This is a genomic window from Burkholderia orbicola, assembly GCF_900100915.1.
GTDB classification, from domain to species: Bacteria; Pseudomonadota; Gammaproteobacteria; order Burkholderiales; family Burkholderiaceae; genus Burkholderia; species Burkholderia orbicola.
Genome location: NZ_FNKW01000002.1, coordinates 1,979,894 through 2,001,425 on the forward strand (window position 1 = coordinate 1,979,894; position 21,532 = coordinate 2,001,425).

Sequence of the window (21,532 nt, forward strand, 5' to 3'; positions counted from 1 at the left end):
CGGATTACCGGCCCGATTCCGACGATGCGCCGCGATCGCTGCCGTATCCGGCGTCGTGCTCGCGGGCGATCTTCGCTTCGGCGGATACGATGCTGGCCGGATAGAACCAGTCGCTCGACTGGAAGCCGGCCTGCTTGAGCGCCTTGACTTCGGCGTGGACCTGCGCGCGCGTGAGCGGCTGGTTCGACTGGGCTTGCGCGGCGAACGGGGCCGAGACGGCCAGGGCGATGGCAACGGCTTGGATCAGGCGCTTCATGATCGGGACCTCCACGATTCCGGTGAATCGCAGCGCTTCGTTCGTCGAAGCGCCGTGCGACGTTGAAACCAGTGTAGGCCGGGGCGGCCGCGCGAAAAATGCGATCGCGCCCAACGCAGTGTTCTGCTGCCGGTAACAATGGGCGAGTAAGGGCGCAGGCTATGCAATGACCGGGGCGACCGCCGGGCGCGTACAAGCGCTGCGGCGGGGATTTGGCCTGATTCGACGGGCAGCGAAATGAAATCGGACCGGATGCGCATTCCGGAATCCGTTCCGGTGCGCATGCGGTCCGATCTTGAAGGGCGAGGGGCAGGCGGCGAATGAAGTGCCGCCTGGGATGCCGACGCTTACACGAGCCCCGTCGCGTAGTACACGGCGATCACGAAGAACACGGCGAGCGTCTTGATGATGGTGACCGCGAAGATGTCGCGATACGACTCGCGGTGCGTGAGGCCCGTGACCGCGAGCAGCGTGATGACCGCGCCGTTGTGCGGCAGCGTGTCCATGCCGCCGCTCGCCATCGCGACGACCCGGTGCAGTACGTCCATCGGGATGTTGGCCGCCTGTGCACCCTTGATGAACAGGTCCGACATTGCGGCGAGCGCGATACTCATGCCGCCGGACGCCGAGCCCGTGATGCCTGCGAGCGAGCTGACCGACACGGCCGCATTGACGAGCGGGTTCGGGATGCTCTTCAACGCGTCGCTGACGACGAGGAAGCCCGGCAGCGCGGCGATCACGCCGCCGAAGCCGTATTCCGACGCAGTGTTCATCGCGGCGAGCAGCGCACCGGCGACGGCGGCCTTCGAGCCGGCCGCGAAGCGGTCGCTGACGCGCTTGAAGGCGGTCAGCACGACCAGCACGATACCGAGCAGCAGCGCGGCCTCGACCGACCAGATCGCGACGACCGTCTTGATCGACGTCGTGACCGGCGCGTGCACGCCCGGCAGCACTTCCGGCGCGACCGTGTACGACGCGGCGCCGTACCACTGCGGGATCAGCTTCGTGAACGCGAAGTTCGACACGCCGACGAGGATCAGCGGCAGGATCGCCAGCGCGGGATGCGGCAGCGCCTTCGCCTCGACGCGCTCCGGCTCGTTGACGAGCGACGTGCCGTAGCCTTCGCCCTTCGCCATCGCGGAACGGCGGCGCCATTCGAGATACGTGAGGCCGACGACGATGATGAACAGCGAGCCGATCGTGCCGAGCGCGGGCGCGGCCCAGGCGGTCGTCTTGAAGAACGTGGTCGGGATGATGTTCTGGATCTGCGGCGTGCCGGGCAGCGAATCCATCGTGAACGAGAACGCGCCGAGCGCGATCGCGCCGGGCATCAGCCGTTTCGGGATGTTGCTCTGGCGATAGAGTTCGGCCGCGAACGGATAGACCGCGAACACCACGACGAACAGCGAGACGCCGCCATAGGTGAGCAGCGCGCACACCGCGACGATCACCGCATTCGCGCGCGAGCGGCCGATGTAGCGGATCGCCGCATGGACGATCGACTCGGAGAACCCGGACAGTTCGATCACCTTGCCGAACACGGCGCCCAGCATGAAGACCGGGAAATACAGTTTGACGAAGCCGACCATCTTCTCCATGAAGATGCCGGAGAAGACCGGTGCGACGGCGGCGGGTTCGGTCAGGAGCACCGCGCCGAGCGCGGCGATCGGCGCGAACAGGATCACGCTGTAGCCGCGATACGCGGCGAACATCAGGAACGCCAGCGCGGCGAGGACGATCACGAAAGACAAGGGAGTCTCCTAAAAGCTTGGAATGGCTTTGGTTGTTGTTCGATCGCGCGATGCGCTGCGGACCAGTTCGGGTTCGTGCAGGTTTCGTGCCATCGGCCGGATTGCGCCGCCGGACATGGGTCCGCAGGCGGCCGGCGGGCCCGCGCCGGTGCAGGTCTGACGATTCTACATAAAACGTCTCCAGCCGGAGACGATTTGGCCGTTCGGTCGATCCTCGAAATCGGGCAGGGCTTTCCCTGACAATGGATTGCGACGTGTCTCCAGAGTGAGATAATCCGTCTCGTTCCGGAGACATCCGGTCGACGATATACGGAGACGAAGACACGATGATGAACGACTGGGCGCGCCTGCCCGTCAACTACGGCGACGTGCTGCGGCGCGCCGCCGAGTCGCTGTTCCGGACCTTCGAGGATTCGAGTGCGGGCACGGTAGTCGTCGATCGCGACGCGCGCGTCGTGTGGATGAACGAGCGTTACGCGGCACGCTTCGGTTTCGCCGATCCGCAGCAGGCCGTCGGCCTCGACTGCGAGGCCGTGATCCCGAACAGCCTGATGCGGGAAGTCGTGTCGACCGGGCAGCCGATCCTGCTCGACATCATGGAGACGGGCCGCGAGCCGCTCGTCGTCACGCGCCTGCCGTTGAAGAACGAGGCCGGCGAGACGGTCGGCGCGATCGGCTTCGCGCTGTTCGACCAGTTGAAGACCCTCACGCCGATTTTTTCCCGCTACGCGCAACTTCAGCAGCAACTGATCGCAACGCAGCGCTCGCTCGCGCAGGCACGCCGCGCGAAATACACGTTCGCGAGCTTCGTCGGCACGAGTGCCGCGAGCCTCGAGACCAAGCGCCAGGCGCGCCGCGCGGCGCAAGTCGATTCGCCGGTGCTGCTGCTCGGCGAGACGGGCACCGGCAAGGAGTTGCTCGCCCACGCAATTCACGCGGCGTCGGCGCGTGCGCTCCAGCCGCTCGTGACCGTCAACGTCGCCGCGATTCCCGATACGCTGCTCGAAACCGAATTCTTCGGCGCGGCGCCCGGCGCGTACACCGGCGCCGATCGCAAGGGGCGCGTCGGCAAGTTCGAGCTGGCCGATCGCGGCACGCTGTTTCTCGACGAGATCGGCGACATGCCGCTGCCGTTGCAGGGCAAGCTGCTGCGTGTGCTGCAGGACAAGGAGTTCGAGCCGGTCGGTTCGAACCGGATCGTGCGCGCGGACGTGCGCATCATCGCCGCCACGTCGGCCGACCTGCCGGCGCTGGTGGCGGCAGGGCGTTTTCGCGCGGATCTCTATTACCGGCTGAACGTGCTGACGATCCATGCGCCGCCGCTGCGCGAACGCGCTTCCGACATCGCGGCGCTCGTCTACGCGACACTCGAGGAGCTGGCCGCCCAGCACGGGCGCGCCGCGCACTGCGAACTGACCGACGATGCGTTGCGGATGCTGTGCGCGTATCCGTGGCCCGGCAACGTGCGCGAGTTGCGCAATACGCTCGAGCGCGCGCTGATGCTGTCGGATCGCTCGGTGATCGATGCGCGCGCGCTCGCGCCGTTTCTCGGGCCGGTGCGCATTTCGCCGGACGGCGCTGCGCCGGCGCAGCGGCTTGGCGCGGTGCCGGCCGAGCAGCGCGCGGTCGATGCCCCGACGGCATCCGCTGGGCCGGCTGCCTCGTATGCCGATGCACTGGCGGCGTGGGAGCGCCAGTTCCTGACCGATGCGCTCGCGGCCTGTGACGGCAAGGTCGTCGAAGCGGCTGCGCGTATCGGCATCGGCCGCGCGACGCTGTACAAGAAACTGGCGGCACTGGGCATCGACCGGTAGGCCGATCGGCGAGGCCGGTGCTTCCCGATGTAACGCATCGAACAGGAGATCACGATGAAGCGAATCGGCATCGCAGGATGGCTGACCATGGTGCTGGCGAGCGCCGCACGCGCGCAGGCCGGCAACATCGACGGGCCCGACGCGCCCGATGCGCCGGACGCACGGCGCAACTGGTACAACGATCCGTTCGTCGCGCTGTCGCAGGACGTGGCCGAATGCCCGTTGCCGCTCGGCCCGTGGATGACGCGCGCCGAGATGACGGACGACGCGCACTACCGCGCCGAACGTGGCACGACCTGCTGGCTCGCGCATCGCTGCACGAAGCCGAACTCGTATATGTATGACGCGTCGATCGCCGATGCGGCGAAGGCACACTTCGCGGGCTCCGATCATCTGCGCGGCACGAGCCTGTGGATCACCGTGCAGCGACGTTTCATCTACGTCGAGGGATGCGCGGATACGACGCTCGATCGCCAGGCGCTGCAACGCGAATTCGAGGCGCTTCCGGACGTGGAGCAGGTTTTCATTCGCATCACCGACGATCCGCGCAAGCGCTTGCCTTACAAGGCGCGCGGGCAACCCGACCGCACGCCGGACTGACGGTCGAAGGGCCGCCCATGGCATACTCGCCACATTCAAAAAAAGGTTGACGGGAACCACAATGAAACACATGCTTGCGTCGGTTTGTCGGTGGCCTCGGGTGGCCGTGATGTTGGCTCTGGTTGCAGGGCTCGGCGGGTGCGGCGGCGGTGCTCCGCTGTTCACTTCGGACGGGCGCCCGACCACCCAGGTGCAATGCACCGGCAACGACTGGAGCAATTGCACGGACAATGCCCGGGCCATGTGCAACGGCGATTTCGACGTGATCCAGCAATCGACGGATGACGTCGTGCGAAATCTTCTCTTCGCATGCAAGAAGAAGAGCGGTTATTGATCCCGACATGACCGGCTGAGGACACCACGATCGGGCGAAGGCGCTTTTCTGTTTGCTTTGAGTCACTTGTTTTTCACGAATAACACTCACGGAGTCCCATCCATATGGCGACCTACAGGCAACTGAGCGCGCAGCTCGAACGGCTTCAGCAAAAGATCGACAAGGAACGCGAAAAGGCGATTGCCGACGCGATTGCGCATATCCGCGCGAAAATCGACGAATACGACATTACGCCGGAAGAGCTCGGTTTTCGCCCCGCAGGATCGAGCACCGCTGCTGCCGCCGCGAAGCCGAAGCGCACGTTGCCGCCGAAGTACCTGAACCCGAAGACGGGCGAAACGTGGAGTGGCCGCGGGCGCGCGCCGGCATGGCTCGGCAAGAATCGCGGACGTTTCCTGATCAAGGACTGACTCCCGAAAACCCTCACCTTTCGTGTACCGACTGACGGTGCGAACGGCCTTCCGGCCTTCGCACCGTTTTGTTTTGGTGCGGTCGCCATGCGATTTTCCCCGCCGAATTGAAGTGCAATGCCGCGCAATTAACGGCTCCTGTTTTGCGAATTCGCTGCGATCCGGCTGCATATTGCGGGGAATTTCCGTAAACAAGCGTGTAATGGCGTAACGCACACGCATTGGCATTCGCGATTTTCGCGGTGCATGCATGGTGCCGATTTTCATCACCTTTCGCGTGTTGGCGCGGTGTGTCGTGCGATTCCCGAAGATACGCACCATGGCTCCTGTAAATCCTCACCTTTGAGAAAGCGGCAGCAGCGTCGTGCCGCATTGCGTGCATCGTGCGTGCGGCGCCGCGATGCCGGGCCGCGTGTGTTGCAGTCCATGGTGCGAGCGTTGACGTCCGTCGAATAGTCGGCCGATCGGCATATAGGCAGTCGCAGGCGCTTCGCCTATGCTTGGGGTTCGCGTCGATCGGCGCGCGGCCCGCCGGCCGCATGCCGATCGTGTCGTCTTTCGCCACCGCAGGGAGCCGATGTGACCGTTCGCCATCTCGATGCGTTGTTCCAGCCCAAGTCCGTTGCGGTCGTCGGCGCGTCGTCGCGCGCGGGCAGTATCGGCGCGATGGTGTGGTCGCGCGTGCTCGACGGCGCGTTCCAGGGGCCCGTGTGGCCCGTCAATCCGAAATATCGCGAGCTGGACGGGCATGCGGTCGTTTCCGACGTCGACCGGTTGCCCGCGCCGCCGTCGGTTGCCGTGATCTGCACGCCGCCCGCGACCTGGGCCGGCATCGTGCGCAAGCTCGGTGAGCTGGGTGCGCGCGTCGCGGTGATCGTCGGCGAGGCGCGCACCGATGCCGATCGCGCCGCGGTCGATCGCATGCTGAAGGCGGCGAAGCCGTTCGTGCTCCGTATCGTCGGGCCCGGCAGCCTGGGCGTGTTGTCGCCCGCGCGGCATGCGCATTTCGGCGCGCCTGCCTACACGGCACGATCGGGCGGCGTCGCGTGGGTGTCGCAATCGAATGCGTTGACGAACGCGGTGCTGGGCTGGGCCGATGCGCGGGGCCTCGGCTTTTCGCACGTCGTCGCGCTCGGCAGCGAATCCGATGTCGATGCGGGCGACGTCCTCGACTATCTGGCGAGCGATCCCGGCACACGCGCGGTCCTGCTCGAGCTCGATACCGTGCGCGCGGCGCGCAAGTTCATGTCGGCGGCGCGCGCGGCGGCACGCAACAAGCCGGTGCTCGCGCTGCGCACCGGCCGTGCCGATCCTGGCGACGCGCTCTACACGGCGGCATTCCAGCGCGCGGGCATGGTGCGCGTCGATGCGCTCGACGATCTGCTCGACGAAATCGAGACGCTCGGCGTCGGCCGCGTCACCGCGCGAGGGGCGGCGACGCTCGTGACGAGCGACGCGGGCGTGGCGAAACTCGCGGTCGATGCGGTGGCCGAGGTGCGTGACGTGCTGACCGACTGGTCGCCTGCCGCAACGTCGGCCGTCGCGGCCGCGCTGCCGCATCTCGCGGCGCCCGGCAATCCGCTCACGCTGGGCGACGATGCACACCCCGAGCACTTTGCGGCGGCGATCAAGGCGCTCGCCCCGTTTCCGCAGACGGGCACGCTGTTCGTCGTCCATTCCACTTCGCACAGCGCGCCCGCCGATTCGGTCGCGCGTACGCTGATCGACTCGCGGCAGTACGCGCATCGCGGCATCCTCGCGTGTTTCTTCGGCGCGGTCGACGCGGCGACGCGCGATGCGCTGCACGCGAACGGCATTCCGGTGCACACGACGCCGCAGCGGCTCGCACGCGCGTATGCACGTCTCGTCGACTACAACCTCGGGCGCCAACTGCTGATGCAGACACCTGAGGGCACGCCGCCGCAGCCGGCCGAGGGCGTGGCGTCCGCCCAGGCCGACGCGCGCCGCCTGGTCGAAGCCGGTCAGCATGAACTGGCCGGTGAAGCCGCGCTGCGCTGGCTGTCCCATTTCGGTCTGCAGGGCGAGCAGTCCAACGAACCGGCCGGCAAGAAGGTCGTCGATATCACGGTCGACATGTACGACGATTCGAATTTCGGTCCTGTGTTTCGCTATGCCGTGCCGCCTGCGGACGGTGTATCGGCGCCATTCGTCGTCTACGGCCTGCCGCCGCTGAACACCGTGCTCGCCCGCGCGGTGATGGAGCGCTCGCCGTATGCGCGCAGCACGCCCGTCGAGCCGACGCTCGACGCGCTGACGGCGCTGTCGCAGGTCGTCTGCGACGTGCGGGAAGTGGTGGCGATGTCGGTCACGCTGCGCGTGCTGTCCGACCGCGCATGGGTGATCGCGCCGCGCATCACGCTCGCCTCGGGGCGCAGCCGGCTCGCGATCATGCCGTATCCGCGACACCTCGAGCAGACACTCGAGTGGCATGGCGAGACGGTGACGATCCGTCCGATCCGTCCCGAGGACGAGGCCGCACACAACGAACTGCTCGGTGCGATGACGCCGGAAGATCTGCGGATGCGTTTCTTCGGCGCGGTGCGCAGCTTCGATCATTCACAGGTGGCGCGCATGACCCAGATCGACTACGACCGCGAGATGGCTTTCATCGTGTCGTTTACCGATGTGTCGGGGCGCGACCATACGCTCGCGGTGGCGCGTGCGGTTGCCGATCCCGACAACGAGACGGCGGAGTTCGCGATCGCGGTACGGCCCGATCAAAAGGGCAAGGGGCTCGGCCGGCTGATGATGACCCGCATCATCGACTACGCCCGCTCGCGCGGCACCGCCTGGATGGTCGGCGAGGCGCTGCGCGAGAATTCGGCGATGATCTCGCTCGCGAAATCATGCGGGTTTGCGGTGTCGACGACGGAGGAACCCGGCGTCGTGGGTTTCAGGATGAAGTTGCAGCCGTAGGCGTCACCCTGTGGTTCGATGCTCGAGGGTAGCGCATGGCAGCAATGCGTCCCGACGTTTCGCCATGTCGGAAGTTAACTCAGGAATGCAAAGCGTTTGAGCCAGCCTCCCGCGTGAAGCGCCTGCGAACGTGTCGAACCCGTTGATCGCAGCGATACCGCGAAGCGCGCACGATGTCCGGTGATGCTCGTCACGTGCCGCCGACGTTCATCCTGTGTTCGCCCTGCGCAGCCGTTTCAAGCGATGTGCTTGCACACGTGCGTGGCCGTATTCCGGCCTTGCAAATTCGCAGCCGTCACCAAGGTGAGACTTTTCGGGAGCGGCGAGTGAGCTTTTCCGGGACAGCGTGGTGAGCCGATACGGGAGCCTTCGGTGAGCCTTCCCGGGAACGGCCGGTGAGCACCTGCGGGAGAGGCCGGTGAGCCTTTCCGGGACACCCCGGTGAGCACTTGCGGGAGCGATCGGTGAGGACATTCGGGAGGCGTCAGTGAGCGTCTCCGGGAGCCTTGGGTGAGCTTTTACGGGAGGCTGTGGTGAGCGCTTGCGGGATGCTGAGGTGAGCTTTTTCGGGAGCATGCGAATGCACGGCTCCCGTGGGCGCGGCGCCGGCCAATGCCGGCGTCACGCGGCGGTACGGACACGCAGGAACCGTGCCCGTGATTACATTCACGCAGCGAGTTTCGACGCCGCGTCGTTCACCTGGTCGCGCGAAATCGCGAGTTCCTCGAGGTGCGGATCGGCATAGACGGCCCCCGTTTCGCGCTCGAGGCGGGCGATCGTGAGTGCACAGCGCGCGGTGTCTTTCGGCATCGCGATGAAGCGTTTGACCGACTCGCCGGACGTGAACGCGTCGAACAGTGCGCTGCGCACGTCGTCCGGAAGCGTCTTGGTCCACTGGTACGGCTTGCCGTTGAACGTGATCGACGGCGGCAGCGTGCGTTCCTTCTTGGTCGCCGTGATGAGCCCGTAGGTACGCGCCGCGTCGCCGATCTGTTCGGGCGAGAAGAGTTCGTCAGGCGTGATGTCGAACTGCTCGATGTAGTTCTCGATCGCCTGCATTGCGGCGGCACGATCGTCGCGCTTCTTCTGCGCGCGCGCGACGATATCGCGCAGCTCGTCCGCTTCCTCGGGCGTGATCGTGAAGCTTGCCTGCTTCTGCTGAAGTTCGGAGAAACGCTGGAATTCTTGATCGTTCAGAAGTTTGGCCATGACATCCATCGGACACGACGGCCGCGACAACCGGCCGCCGTAGTTTTTGAGAGGGCCGCTATTCTAGCGTAGCGCCGCGGGTAGCCGATGCGACATCGCGCATCGGCCACCGCGGGCATTGCGCGCAACCGGAGTCGGTGCCGCTGCGCTGTGCCCGGCGTGCTTTGCCGGGAAACCCGCGCGTCAGCAGGCCTCGGTGCGGCACATCGACAGATGGGCGGCCGTGTCGCGCAGCGCGTCGACGACCACGTCGACGGACGGCGCCATGTGCGCGTCGATCCGGCGCATGTACGGGCACGTCAGCACCGCGATCGCATGGCCGGCCGGCCCGAGGATCGGCACGGTCAGGTCGGTCACGCCGTACGCCTGGCGGCTGTCCTGACGCAGGTAGCCGGACTGCCGGATCGACTGGCACGCATTCGCGAGTTCCTGCTCGTTCAGCGGCGCTTCACCCTTGACCTTGCGATGCTCGGCCAGCATGTGCGCGCGTTGCTCGGGGCCCTGGAACGCCAGCAGCATGCGCCCCGACGCGGTATCGGCGAGCCCGACCCGCGAGCCGAGTCGCACCGATACGCCCCACGGGCCGGGCCCGTCCACCTGCGCGATCACGAGCATGTTGCCGCGATCGTAGACGGACAGGTGGCACGACTGTTCGGCGGCATCCGCGAAGCGCTGCATCGGCGGCAGCGCCTCGGCGATCAGCCGGTTCATCGGCGGATGCCGGTGCGCAAGCGCGAACAGCTTGAGGCTGAGCGTGTAGCGGTCGCCGCCGGTCGAACGCATCACGTAGCGGCGCGCGACGAGACGTTCGAGCATCCGGTAGATTTCGCTCGCGTTACGGCCGAGTTCCTTCGTGATTTCGGTGCGGGTGAGTCCTTCCTTCTGCTCGGACAGGAGTTCAAGAATGTCGAGGCCCTTGTCGAGCGCGGGTGCGCGATAGCGGTCGATAGCGGCCATCGATTCCCGTGCGTCGCAGCCGGGAAGCGGGTCGTTGGTTGTCTGCATTGTCGATGTGAGGTTGGGGGATTACCGTCGATCGGTTGGCGACGCACGCTGGCCGGTTCTGCACGCGTATAGGAGCGGGCCCGCGTATGGCGGTGAAAGCCATTCGTATGAGCTTAGCAATAAACATACGGTGTGCAATGCAGCGTCTTTTTACCGATCATTACCGGACAAGAACGGATGGTCAAACGTTTTCGATGACAGGGGCACCCCGAATAGCCAGTATTCATGCACCGATGGCAGGCGCTGCCCCGAACGACAGCCGATCGATCGACGCCGGTGCAGCGCGTGCTGCGCCGCAGCGTCGGCAGGTGCACCAATAGTCGGTATCCGTCGCGCGTCATTTCACGGCGCGCGGCCGATGGTACAAAGGCTGGCGGGCCAGCGACGGCGCGGCCGCGCGTGCAGCCGGCCGGCATGGGCCGGCACGCGTCGCGGACGCCGGCCGTCGTCGCCGATGCGCAGACCGGCGGCCGCCCGTTCGATGCGCGCCCTACTGGCGTACGGCGCCGCGATCGCTGCGCCCGCGCGACCCTCGCGCGTCGACTGCCGCATGCGGCGCCGACGCGTGCAGTCGACGATCGACGATCAGTCCGGCGCGCGGCTGCGAAAGGCTGCGTCGGCCGGTATCCTGTCCCATTCGACAACAGAGGTTAAGCACGATGAAACTGCTTCGCTATGGCCCGTCCGGCCAGGAAAAGCCTGGCATCCTCGACGCGGCCGGCCGGATTCGCGACCTGTCCGCGCATGTGCCGGATCTTGCCGGCGATGTGCTGTCCGACGCGGGTCTCGCGCGGCTGCGCGCCATCGATCCGGCCACGCTGCCGCTCGTGTCCGGCGAGCCGCGCATCGGCGCGTGCGTCGGCCACGTCGGCAAGTTCATCGGCATCGGCCTGAACTATGCCGACCACGCGGCCGAAGCCGGCATGCCGGTGCCGAAGGAGCCGGTCGTGTTCGGCAAGTGGACGAGTTCGATCTGCGGCCCGAACGACGGCATCGATATCCCGAAGGGTTCGGTCAAGACCGACTGGGAAGTGGAACTGGGCGTCGTGATCGGCGCGAAGTGCAAGGACGTCGACGAAGCGCGCGCGCTCGATTACGTCGCGGGCTACTGCGTCGTCAACGACGTGTCCGAGCGCGAATGGCAGATCGAGCGCGGCGGCCAGTGGGACAAGGGCAAGGGCTTCGACACGTTCGGCCCGATCGGCCCGTGGCTCGTCACGCGCGACGAAGTGCCCGATCCGCAGCGCCTCGACCTGTGGCTCGAAATCGATGGCCACCGTTATCAGAACGGCAATACGCGCACGATGGTGTTCACCGTCGCGCAGCTGGTCGCCTATCTGTCGACCTGCATGACGCTGCAGCCGGGCGACGTGATCACGACCGGTACGCCGCCGGGCGTCGGCATGGGCGTCAAGCCGTCGCCGGTATTCCTGAAGGCTGGCCAGACGGTGCGCCTCGGCATCGAAGGGCTCGGCGAGCAGTTGCAGCGCACGCGCGACGCGCAATAAGCGCGTGAGCGGCGCGGGTCGGCTCCTGGACGTAGCCACCCGCGCGCTGGCCATGCTGCCCGACCCGGCGGCATGACCGCCGACGATAACCGGCGCGTGCCGAACGACGATGTAGCCAAAACCAGGGGCCCGATTCCGCGCGATGCGGAATCGGGCCCTTGTCGCTGGTCCGCGTCCGTGCGAAGCGGATCAAACGACGTTGTCGAGTTCGCAGTGCGCCTCGAGCCGATATCCGTCGGGGTCGACGACGAACGCCGCGTAGTAGCCCGGGCCGTAGTGCTCGCGCTTGCCGGGCCCGCCGTTGTCCTTGCCGCCGTGTGCGAGCGCGGCACGGTAGAACGCATCGACCTCGACCGGGGACGCGGCCTTGAACGACAGGTGCATCCCCGATTCGGGATCGGCGACGACGGGCCGGGCCGCGTGCTGCAACCACAGCTCGGGCTCGGTCGTGCCGTACCCGATGGCGCTGTCGTCGCTATACAGACGCTTGTAGCCGAGTGCGCCGAGCGCGCTGTCGTAGAAGGTGCGGCTGCGGTCGATGTGGGCAACGCCGAATGAAAGGTGGTCGATCATGAGTGTGGGCTCCTTGAACCGAGAGAGGACTTCAGTGCAGCAAACCTGTCTAGAGGCACCATGCCAGCCGCTTGTAGCGAAGCGCGCCGAGCGTGCTCGTCTCGTACGTGCGGCCGGCGACGGTGTGGATAACGCTGAACGAAAAGCGATCGATCATCTGTGTCTCCTTGGATTGAAGGGGCGTCGGTGCAGCGAAGCCTGTTTTTAACCACCATGCCGGTTATGTTAGAAATCGCTCGGGCGCTTGTCAACCGGCATGGTGGTTAGATACGATCGCGTCATGAGCAAAACGCAACCTTCCGTCACGATCGACTGCCTGATCCCGGCGCCGCCCGAGACCTTGAGCCTTGACTTCGCGAACACGCTGTACTGGCGCGGCAGCGATCCGCCGACGGAAACCTTCGGCCGGCTGGACGACTTGCTGACGTGGTGTCGCGAACAGGCGGGCGTGCCGGCCGGTCTGGTCGACGCATGTCGCGTGCCCGACAAGGAGAAAGAGAAGGAGACGGGCGACGAGCCGGCGATGCTTGCGCGGGCGCTCGCGTTGCGCGAGGCGCTATACCGGCTGTTTCATGCGCAGGCGGAGCAGCGCGAGCCGCAGCCCGACGATCTCGCGCTGCTCGGCGGTTTCCTGGCGGAAGCGTCGCCGCGTGTTGCGCTGGCGCGCGTGGACGGCCGCTATGCGTGGCGGATCGATGCGTCGGGGGCGACGCTCGTGTGGCTGTTGAGCCCGGTGCTGTGGTCGGCGATCGACCTGCTTGGCGGCGCGCGGCTCGCGAAGGTCAAGCGCTGTGCGAATGACGAATGCCAGTGGCTGTTCATCGACGACAGCAAGAACGGCAGCCGACGCTGGTGCTCGATGTCGTCGTGCGGCAATCGCGCGAAGGCGTATCGCCACTATCACAAGGCCGAATGACGGGGCGGCCCGAACCGCGAACCTATTTCGCCGACAACTTCCGCCAAAGCGTCGTCTTGCTGATGCCGAGCATCGCGCAAGCGCGGTCGCGGTCGCCGCCGCATGCGTCGAGCACCGCGCGGATCTCGTCGGCTTCCGCGCGACGGCGGCGCGCCTGGAGCGTCCCTGCATCCTCGTCGCCGGTGCCGACTGTGTCGAGCGGCGCGGCGAACAGCTCGGGCGCGATCACGTGCAGCGCATCGGGGGCGAGCGCCGCGCACGCGGCGCCCGGATCGCTTTCGTCGACTGCCTCCGCCAGCTCCACCGCGATCCGCTCGACCACGTTCTGCAGTTCGCGCACGTTGCCGGGCCAGCGGTAGCGCGCGAGCGTCGCTTGCGTCGCGTCGAGCACGCGCAGCGCGTCGTCGGTGTCGCGCACGCGTTCGGCGAGCCGCGGCTCGCGCCGCGCGGCCTGCACGAGCAGTGTCGCCGCGAGCGCGGGAATGTCGGCCGCGCGCTCGCGCAGCGGCGGCAGGCCGATGTTCAGGATGTTGAGCCGGTAATAGAGATCCGCGCGGAACGTGCCGCCCTCGACGGCCGCGAGCAGCGGCCGGTGCGTCGCGGCGATCACGCGCACGTCGATGCGGATCGGCTCGGTCGAGCCGAGGCGAATCACCTCGCGCTCCTGCAGCACGCGCAGCAGCCGGCTTTGCAGCGACGGCGGCATCTCGCCGATTTCGTCGAGAAACAGCGTGCCGCGGTGCGCGGCCTCGAACAGGCCGGTCTTGCCGCCGCGTCGCGCGCCGGTGAACGCGCCTTCCTCATAGCCGAACAGTTCGCTCTCGAGCAGCGCTTCGGGAAACGCGCCGCAGTTGACCGCGACGAACGGATAGCTGCGCCGCGCGGACAGCGCATGCAGGCTCTGCGCGATCATCTCCTTGCCGGTGCCGCTCTCGCCGAGCACGAGCACGGTCGCATCGGATTTCGCGTAGCGGCGCACGAGCTCGCGCACGCGCGTCATCGGCGCCGAGGCGCCGATCACGTCGTCGAGCGCGTAACGGGCGGCGAACTGCTGCGTGGTCGGTTGCGAACGCAACGCGCGATCGAGCCGTTCGACCGCGCGCGATTCCTGGAACGTCAGCACGCTGCCCGATGTGACGCCGCGATCGACCAGCGGCCCGCGATGCACGACGTAACGCACGCCGCGTACGGTCGCGAGCGCGTCGCCGTCCTCGCCGCGTAGCGTGCGCAGTTCGGGTCGCAGGTCGACGAGCGCGCGGCCGACCGCCGCCGCGGGTTCGACCCCGAGCGCCGACGCGAGCCGCTCGTTGATCGCTTCGACGCGGCCGTGCGCGTCGAGCGCGACCACGCCGTCGCGCAAATGCTGCAGCAGGGTATCGAGCCGCTGGCGGCGGAACGCCTCGGCGTGCGTCGCATACGCGACTTCGAGCGCCGTCTCGACGGCCTTGCGCACCGACGCATGCGAATACAGGAACACCGCGCCCATGCCGACGCTGGCCGCGAGATCGGTGACGAGGCCCGGGCCGACGATCGTCTCGATGCCGCGATCGCGCAGGTCGTGCACGCAGGCCTCCGCTTCCTGGGCGGACTGATATGACGCAAACTGCACGTCGAGGCCGTACGCGGCGACGAAGCGGCGCACCTCGGGCGGCGTTTCCCCGGCGCTGACGAGCGCGATCCGCGTGGCATCGCGCCGCGCGCGCGCGAGCGCCTGCATCACGTCGAAGCCGGTGGGTGACACGACCACCACCGGCACCTGCGCACGTGTTTTCAGGAAGCCGCCGTTCGAGCCGGCCGCGACGATCACGTCGGGCCGCGCGGTGCCGGCCTCGGCGATCGCGCTCAGCGCATCTTCGTAGGCGCGCGTGACGATCCGCACGTCGGCGCGTTCGTCGAATTCGCCGGCGATCTCGCGAAACAGCTCGCGCAGCCGGCTGATGCCCATCGCCCAGATGCGCGGGCGCACGGTGCGGTCGGCGGGGCCGACGGGTTTGGTCGAGGAGAGGTCCATGACGGCCGATTATGCGCGCACGATTTCATTTTTGAAACATGGAATTGCCAAATTGAAATCGACGGGCGATGCAATGCTGAAGGCGCTTGCTTAAGAATCAGTGGGTTAGCGACGTTTCGCAAGCTGGCCCGGACCTTGCTGTTATCGGGCATTCCATCAGGAGGCCGTTCATGAGCAATACGCATCTTCAGAGCGCCGGCGCGAAGTTCCGCGCGGCAGTCGCGGCCGAGCAGCCGCTCCAGGTGGTCGGCGCGATCACCGCGTACGCGGCCAAGATGGCGCAGGCCGTCGGCTTCAAGGCCGTGTACCTGTCGGGCGGCGGCGTCGCCGCGAACTCGCTCGGCATCCCCGACCTCGGCATCAGCACGATGGAAGACGTGCTGATCGACGCGACCCGGATCACCAACGCGACCGACCTGCCGCTGCTGGTCGACATCGACACGGGCTGGGGCGGCGCGTTCAACATCGCGCGCACGGTCCGCTCGTTCATCAACGCCGGCGTCGCGGCCGTGCACCTCGAGGACCAGGTCGGCCAGAAGCGCTGCGGCCACCGCCCGGGCAAGGAAGTCGTGCCGATCGACGAAATGGTCGATCGCGTGAAGGCCGCGGTCGATGCGCGTACCGACGACCAGTTCGTGATCATGGCGCGCACCGACGCGGCCGCCGCGGAAGGGATCGACTCGGCGATCGAGCGCGCGGTCGCGTACGTCGAAGCCGGCGCGGACATGATCTTCCCGGAAGCGATGAAGACGCTCGACGACTACCGCCGCTTCAAGGCCGCCGTGAAGGTGCCGATCCTCGCGAACCTGACCGAGTTCGGCTCGACGCCACTGTTTACCGTCGACGAACTGCGGGAGGCGAACGTCGACATCGCGCTGTACTGCTGCGGCGCGTATCGTGCGATGAACAAGGCCGCGCTGAATTTCTACGAGACGCTGCGCCGCGACGGCACGCAGAAGGCGGCCGTACCGACGATGCAGACGCGCGCCGAGCTGTACGACTTCCTCGGCTATCACGAATACGAGCGCAAGCTCGACGAACTGTTCGCGCAGGGCAAGAAGTAACGCGGCCCGCACCCCCCGATACCCATTGGAGAAGGACAACATGAGCGAGACGAAAGACGCAGCAGCACCGGCCGCCGCAGGCGCATTCAAGCCGAAGAAGTCGGTGGCGCTGTCGGGCGTGACGGCCGGCAACACCGCGCTGTGCACGGTCGGCAAGACCGGCAACGACCTGCACTACCGCGGCTACGACATTCTCGACGTCGCCGAATCGTGCGAATTCGAGGAAATCGCGCACCTGCTGGTGCACGGCACGCTGCCGAACCTGACGGAACTGGCCGCCTACAAGACCAAGCTGCGCGCGCTGCGCGGCCTGCCGAGCGCGCTGAAGGCCGCGCTCGAACAGATTCCGGCGTCGGCCCACCCGATGGACGTGATGCGCACCGGCGTGTCGGTGCTCGGCACCGTGCTGCCGGAGAAGGACGACCACAACCTGCCGGGCGCGCGCGACATCGCCGACCGCCTGATGGCGTCGCTCGGCTCGATGCTGCTGTACTGGTATCACTTCTCGCACAACGGCAAGCGCATCGAGACGGAAACCGACGACGACTCGATCGGCGGCCACTTCCTGCACCTGCTGCACGGCAAGACGCCGTCGAAGTCGTGGGTCGAGGCGATGCACACGTCGCTGATCCTGTACGCGGAGCACGAATTCAACGCGTCGACGTTCACGGGCCGCGTGATCGCCGGCACGGGCTCGGACATCTACTCGGCGATCACCGGCGCGATCGGCGCGCTGCGCGGGCCGAAGCACGGCGGCGCGAACGAAGTCGCGTACGAGATCCAGAGCCGCTACAGCTCGCCGGACGACGCCGAAGCGGACATCCGCCGCCGCGTCGAGAACAAGGAAGTCGTGATCGGCTTCGGCCATCCGGTCTACACGATCTCCGATCCGCGCAACAAGGTGATCAAGGGCGTCGCGCACAAGCTGTCGAAGGAAGCGGGCGACACCAAGCTGTACAGCATCGCCGAGCGCCTCGAATCGGTGATGTGGGACGCGAAGAAGATGTTCCCGAACCTCGACTGGTTCAGCGCGGTGTCGTATCACATGATGGGCGTGCCGACCGCGATGTTCACGCCGCTGTTCGTGATCTCGCGCACGTCGGGCTGGAGCGCGCACATCATCGAGCAGCGCATCGACAACAAGATCATCCGTCCGAGCGCGAACTACACCGGTCCGGAAGACCTGCAGTTCGTGCCGATCGAGAAGCGCTGATCGTCTGCCGCGCACGTCGGCGCCCATGATGCGGGCGGCCGGCGCGCGCGGCACGTCTTACCCCGAATTCCGCCCCACATCATGAATACCGCCAACCGCAAACCCCTGCCCGGCACGTCGCTGGACTATTTCGACGCGCGTGCCGCAGTCGACGCGATCGCGCCCGGCGCCTACGACACGCTGCCGTACACGTCGCGCGTGCTCGCCGAAAACCTCGTGCGCCGCTGCGATCCGGCGATCCTCGCCGATTCGCTGAAGCAGATCATCGAGCGCAAGCGCGAACGCGATTTCCCGTGGTTCCCGGCGCGCGTGGTGTGCCACGACATCCTCGGCCAGACGGCGCTCGTCGATCTCGCCGGCCTGCGCGACGCGATCGCGGACGGCGGCGGCGACCCGGCGAAGGTGAACCCGGTCGTGCCCGTGCAGCTGATCGTCGACCACTCGCTCGCCGTCGAATGCGGCGGCTTCGATCCGGACGCGTTCGCGAAGAACCGCGCGATCGAGGATCGTCGCAACGAGGATCGCTTCCACTTCATCGAGTGGACGAAGAAGGCGTTCGAGAACGTCGACGTGATCCCGCCGGGCAACGGCATCATGCATCAGATCAATCTCGAGAAGATGTCGCCGGTGATCCAGGCGCAGGACGGCGTCGCGTTCCCGGACACCTGCGTCGGCACCGACAGCCACACGCCGCACGTCGATGCGCTCGGCGTGATCGCGATCGGCGTCGGCGGGCTCGAAGCCGAGAACGTGATGCTCGGCCGCGCGTCGTGGATGCGCCTGCCCGACATCGTCGGTGTCGAGCTGACCGGCAAGCGTCAGCCCGGCATCACCGCGACCGACGTCGTGCTCGCGTTGACCGAGTTCCTGCGCAAGGAAAAGGTGGTCGGCGCGTACCTGGAATTCCGCGGCGAAGGTGCGGCGAGCCTCACGCTCGGCGATCGCGCGACGATCTCGAACATGGCGCCCGAATACGGCGCGACGGCCGCGATGTTCTTCATCGATGGCCAGACGATCGACTACCTGCGCCTCACCGGCCGCAGCGACGAGCAGGTGAAGCTGGTCGAAACCTACGCGAAGGCGGCCGGCCTGTGGGCCGATACGCTCGCGAACGCGCAATACGAGCGCACGCTGACGTTCGACCTGTCGAGCGTCGTGCGCAACATGGCCGGCCCGTCGAACCCGCACAAGCGGCTGCCGACGTCCGATCTCGCCGCGCGCGGGATCGCCGGCCAGTGGGACGAGAAGCCGGGCGAGATGCCCGACGGCGCGGTGATCATCGCCGCGATCACGAGCTGCACGAACACCAGCAACCCGCGCAACGTGATTGCCGCGGCCTTGCTCGCACGCAACGCGAACGCGAAGGGCCTGACGCGCAAGCCGTGGGTCAAGAGCTCGCTCGCGCCCGGCTCGAAGGCGGTCGAGCTGTATCTGGAAGAAGCGAACCTGCTGCCCGAACTCGAGAAGCTCGGCTTCGGCATCGTCGCGTTTGCATGTACGACCTGCAACGGAATGTCGGGCGCGCTCGACCCGAAGATCCAGCAGGAGATCGTCGAGCGCGACCTGTACGCGACGGCCGTGCTGTCCGGCAACCGCAACTTCGACGGCCGCATTCATCCGTATGCGAAGCAGGCGTTCCTGGCCTCGCCGCCGCTCGTCGTCGCGTATGCGATCGCCGGCACGATCCGCTTCGACATCGAGAAGGACGTGCTCGGCCACGATCAGGACGGCAAGCCCGTCACGCTGAAGGACATCTGGCCGACCGACGAGGAGATCGATGCGATCGTCGCGTCGAGCGTGAAGCCCGAGCAGTTCCGCAAGGTCTACGAGCCGATGTTCGCGCGCAGCGCCGACGCCGGCGAGCGCGCGGCGCCGCTGTACGACTGGCGCGCGCAGAGCACGTACATCCGCCGTCCGCCGTACTGGGAAGGCGCGCTGGCCGGCGAACGTACGCTCAAGGGCATGCGCCCGCTCGCGGTGCTCGGCGACAACATCACGACCGACCACCTGTCGCCGTCGAACGCGATCCTGCTCGATAGCGCGGCCGGCGAATATCTCGCGAAGATGGGCCTGCCGGAAGAAGACTTCAACTCGTACGCAACGCACCGGGGAGACCACCTGACCGCGCAGCGCGCGACCTTCGCGAACCCGACGCTCGTCAACGAGATGGCGGTCGTCGACGGCGCGGTGAAGAAGGGCTCGCTCGCGCGCGTCGAGCCGGAAGGCAAGGTCATGCGGATGTGGGAAGCGATCGAGACGTACATGAATCGCAAGCAGCCGCTGATCGTCGTGGCCGGCGCCGACTACGGCCAGGGCTCGTCGCGAGACTGGGCTGCGAAGGGCGTGCGGCTCGCGGGCGTCGAGGCGATTGCCGCCGAAGGCTTCGAGCGGATTCACCGCACGAACCTGATCGGGATGGGCGTGCTGCCGCTCGAGTTCAAGCCGGGCACCAACCGGACGACGCTCGGCATCGACGGCACCGAGACCTTCGACGTGATCGGCGAGCGCACGCCGCGCGCCGATCTGACGCTCGTGATTCACCGCAAGAACGGCGAGCGCGTCGAGGTGCCGATGACGTGCCGGCTCGATACGGCCGAGGAAGTGTCGATCTACGAGGCGGGCGGCGTGCTGCAGCGATTCGCGCAGGACTTCCTCGAATCGTCGCAGGCGGCTTGACCGGCGCACACAGGGATTACGCAAACATGGCTCATATTCCTCAAATCAGGATTCCCGCGACCTATATCCGCGGCGGCACCAGCAAGGGCGTGTTCTTTCGGCTGCAGGATCTGCCGGATGCCGCGCAGGCGCCGGGCGCCGCGCGCGACGCGCTGCTGCTGCGCGTGATCGGCAGCCCCGACCCGTACGGCAAGCAGATCGACGGGATGGGCGGCGCGACGTCGTCCACCAGCAAGACGGTGATCGTGTCGAAGAGCACGCGGCCGGGCCACGACGTCGACTACCTGTTCGGCCAGGTCGCGATCGATAAGGCGTTCGTCGACTGGACCGGCAACTGCGGCAACCTGTCGGCGGCGGTCGGCCCGTTCGCGATCAGCGGCGGGCTGGTCGATCCGGCGCGCGTGCCGCGCGATGGCGTCGCGACCGTGCGGATCTGGCAGGCGAACATCGGCAAGACGATCATCGCCCATGTGCCGATCACGAACGGCGCGGTGCAGGAGACGGGCGACTTCGAACTGGACGGCGTCACGTTCCCGGCCGCCGAAGTGCAGCTCGAATTCATGGACCCGGCCGCCGAGGAAGAAGGCGCGGGCGGCTCGATGTTCCCGACCGGCAACCTCGTCGACGACCTGGCCGTGCCGGGCATCGGCACGCTGAAGGCGACGATGATCAACGCGGGCATCCCGACGATCTTCGTCGATGCGGAAGCGATCGGCTATACGGGCACCGAGCTGCAGGACGCGATCAACGGCGACCCGAAGGCGCTCTCGAAGTTCGAGACGATCCGCGCGCACGGCGCGCTGCGCATGGGTCTGATCGACACGCTCGACGAAATCGCGACGCGGCAGCACACGCCGAAGATCGCGTTCGTCGCGAAGCCGGCCGACTACGTCGCGTCGAGCGGCAAGCGCGTGAACGCGGGCGACGTCGACCTGCTGGTGCGCGCGATGTCGATGGGCAAGCTGCACCACGCGATGATGGGCACGGCGGCGGTCGCGATCGGCACCGCCGCGGCGATCCCCGGCACGCTCGTCAATCTCGCGGCGGGCGGCGGCGAACGCAACGCGGTGCGCTTCGGGCATCCGTCGGGCACGCTGCGCGTGGGGGCGGAAGCGCGGCGGGAGAACGGCGAATGGACCGTCACGAAGGCGATCATGAGCCGCAGCGCGCGCGTGCTGATGGAAGGGTGGGTGCGGGTGCCGGGGGATGCGTTCTGAGCGTTGCCGTTGGGATCGGCGCGGATGCGGGCGGCTTC

Annotated in this window: 17 protein-coding genes; 11 read left to right on the top strand and 6 right to left on the bottom strand. The window is 67.1% G+C overall.

Annotation, left to right across the window (positions count from 1 at the left end; all coding sequences use genetic code 11):
* Positions 1-4: 4 nt before the first annotated feature.
* Both BLS50_RS25780 and BLS50_RS25785 read right to left on the bottom strand, forming a co-directional pair.
* The gene (locus BLS50_RS25780; RefSeq protein ID WP_011694888.1) at positions 5-256 is read right to left on the bottom strand and encodes a DUF4148 domain-containing protein; all 252 of its coding nucleotides are present in this window, start codon (positions 254-256) and stop codon (positions 5-7) included.
* A gap of 347 nt (positions 257-603) precedes the next feature.
* Positions 604-2,007 carry a GntP family permease gene (locus tag BLS50_RS25785; RefSeq protein ID WP_027810509.1) on the bottom strand — a complete coding sequence of 468 codons (1,404 nt, stop codon included), beginning with the start codon at positions 2,005-2,007 and terminating at the stop codon, positions 604-606.
* Between the two features lie 326 nt (positions 2,008-2,333).
* On the opposite strand from BLS50_RS25785, the gene BLS50_RS25795 reads away from it, so the two are divergent.
* The 5 genes from BLS50_RS25795 (at position 2,334) to BLS50_RS25815 (ending at position 8,102) form a co-directional block, all read left to right on the top strand.
* On the top strand, positions 2,334-3,821 hold the full coding sequence (locus BLS50_RS25795) for a sigma-54 interaction domain-containing protein (RefSeq protein WP_074805084.1): 1,488 nt from the start codon (positions 2,334-2,336) through the stop codon (positions 3,819-3,821).
* A 54-nt stretch (positions 3,822-3,875) separates the two neighbouring features.
* Positions 3,876-4,421 carry a BON domain-containing protein gene (locus BLS50_RS25800; protein ID WP_074805087.1) on the top strand — a complete coding sequence of 182 codons (546 nt, stop codon included), beginning with the start codon at positions 3,876-3,878 and terminating at the stop codon, positions 4,419-4,421.
* 61 nt (positions 4,422-4,482) lie between these two features.
* Complete coding sequence (locus tag BLS50_RS25805; protein WP_080486923.1) at positions 4,483-4,755, top strand: hypothetical protein; 273 nt, start codon at positions 4,483-4,485, stop codon at positions 4,753-4,755.
* A 104-nt stretch (positions 4,756-4,859) separates the two neighbouring features.
* The gene (locus BLS50_RS25810; RefSeq protein WP_027810506.1) at positions 4,860-5,165 is read left to right on the top strand and encodes an H-NS histone family protein; all 306 of its coding nucleotides are present in this window, start codon (positions 4,860-4,862) and stop codon (positions 5,163-5,165) included.
* A 579-nt stretch (positions 5,166-5,744) separates the two neighbouring features.
* Entirely contained in the window at positions 5,745-8,102 is a 2,358-nt protein-coding gene (locus BLS50_RS25815) for a GNAT family N-acetyltransferase (RefSeq protein ID WP_074805090.1), read from the top strand.
* 666 nt (positions 8,103-8,768) lie between these two features.
* On the opposite strand, the gene BLS50_RS25820 is transcribed toward BLS50_RS25815, so the two are convergent.
* The gene (locus tag BLS50_RS25820) at positions 8,769-9,320 is read right to left on the bottom strand and encodes a hypothetical protein (protein WP_011548905.1); all 552 of its coding nucleotides are present in this window, start codon (positions 9,318-9,320) and stop codon (positions 8,769-8,771) included.
* A gap of 174 nt (positions 9,321-9,494) precedes the next feature.
* Positions 9,495-10,316 (bottom strand): IclR family transcriptional regulator, encoded by an 822-nt coding sequence (locus tag BLS50_RS25825; RefSeq protein ID WP_006480315.1) that lies wholly within the window; start codon positions 10,314-10,316, stop codon positions 9,495-9,497.
* 659 nt (positions 10,317-10,975) lie between these two features.
* Here BLS50_RS25825 and BLS50_RS25835 point away from each other — a divergent pair.
* The gene (locus BLS50_RS25835) at positions 10,976-11,824 is read left to right on the top strand and encodes an ureidoglycolate lyase (protein ID WP_011548908.1); all 849 of its coding nucleotides are present in this window, start codon (positions 10,976-10,978) and stop codon (positions 11,822-11,824) included.
* 189 nt (positions 11,825-12,013) lie between these two features.
* Here BLS50_RS25835 and BLS50_RS25840 read toward each other — a convergent pair whose 3' ends face one another.
* The gene (locus tag BLS50_RS25840; protein ID WP_011548909.1) at positions 12,014-12,397 is read right to left on the bottom strand and encodes a VOC family protein; all 384 of its coding nucleotides are present in this window, start codon (positions 12,395-12,397) and stop codon (positions 12,014-12,016) included.
* Positions 12,398-12,653: 256 nt separating this feature from the next.
* Here BLS50_RS25840 and BLS50_RS25845 point away from each other — a divergent pair, with 256 nt between their 5' ends.
* Positions 12,654-13,313: a CGNR zinc finger domain-containing protein gene (locus tag BLS50_RS25845; protein WP_074805093.1), complete on the top strand. Its 660-nt coding sequence runs from the start codon at positions 12,654-12,656 to the stop codon at positions 13,311-13,313.
* 22 nt (positions 13,314-13,335) lie between these two features.
* Here BLS50_RS25845 and prpR read toward each other — a convergent pair whose 3' ends face one another.
* A complete protein-coding gene (gene prpR / locus BLS50_RS25850; protein WP_074805096.1) occupies positions 13,336-15,324 on the bottom strand; it encodes a propionate catabolism operon regulatory protein PrpR in 1,989 nt (662 codons plus the stop codon).
* Positions 15,325-15,494: 170 nt separating this feature from the next.
* Between prpR and prpB the strand changes: the two genes are divergently transcribed.
* The 4 genes from prpB (at position 15,495) to prpF (ending at position 21,494) form a co-directional block, all read left to right on the top strand.
* Entirely contained in the window at positions 15,495-16,388 is an 894-nt protein-coding gene (gene prpB, locus BLS50_RS25855) for a methylisocitrate lyase (protein ID WP_006480320.1), read from the top strand.
* Positions 16,389-16,428: 40 nt separating this feature from the next.
* The gene (gene prpC, locus BLS50_RS25860; protein ID WP_006480321.1) at positions 16,429-17,601 is read left to right on the top strand and encodes a bifunctional 2-methylcitrate synthase/citrate synthase; all 1,173 of its coding nucleotides are present in this window, start codon (positions 16,429-16,431) and stop codon (positions 17,599-17,601) included.
* An 81-nt stretch (positions 17,602-17,682) separates the two neighbouring features.
* On the top strand, positions 17,683-20,277 hold the full coding sequence (gene acnD, locus BLS50_RS25865) for a Fe/S-dependent 2-methylisocitrate dehydratase AcnD (protein ID WP_011548912.1): 2,595 nt from the start codon (positions 17,683-17,685) through the stop codon (positions 20,275-20,277).
* 26 nt (positions 20,278-20,303) lie between these two features.
* Positions 20,304-21,494 carry a 2-methylaconitate cis-trans isomerase PrpF gene (gene prpF / locus BLS50_RS25870; protein ID WP_069231764.1) on the top strand — a complete coding sequence of 397 codons (1,191 nt, stop codon included), beginning with the start codon at positions 20,304-20,306 and terminating at the stop codon, positions 21,492-21,494.
* Positions 21,495-21,532 lie beyond the last annotated feature (38 nt).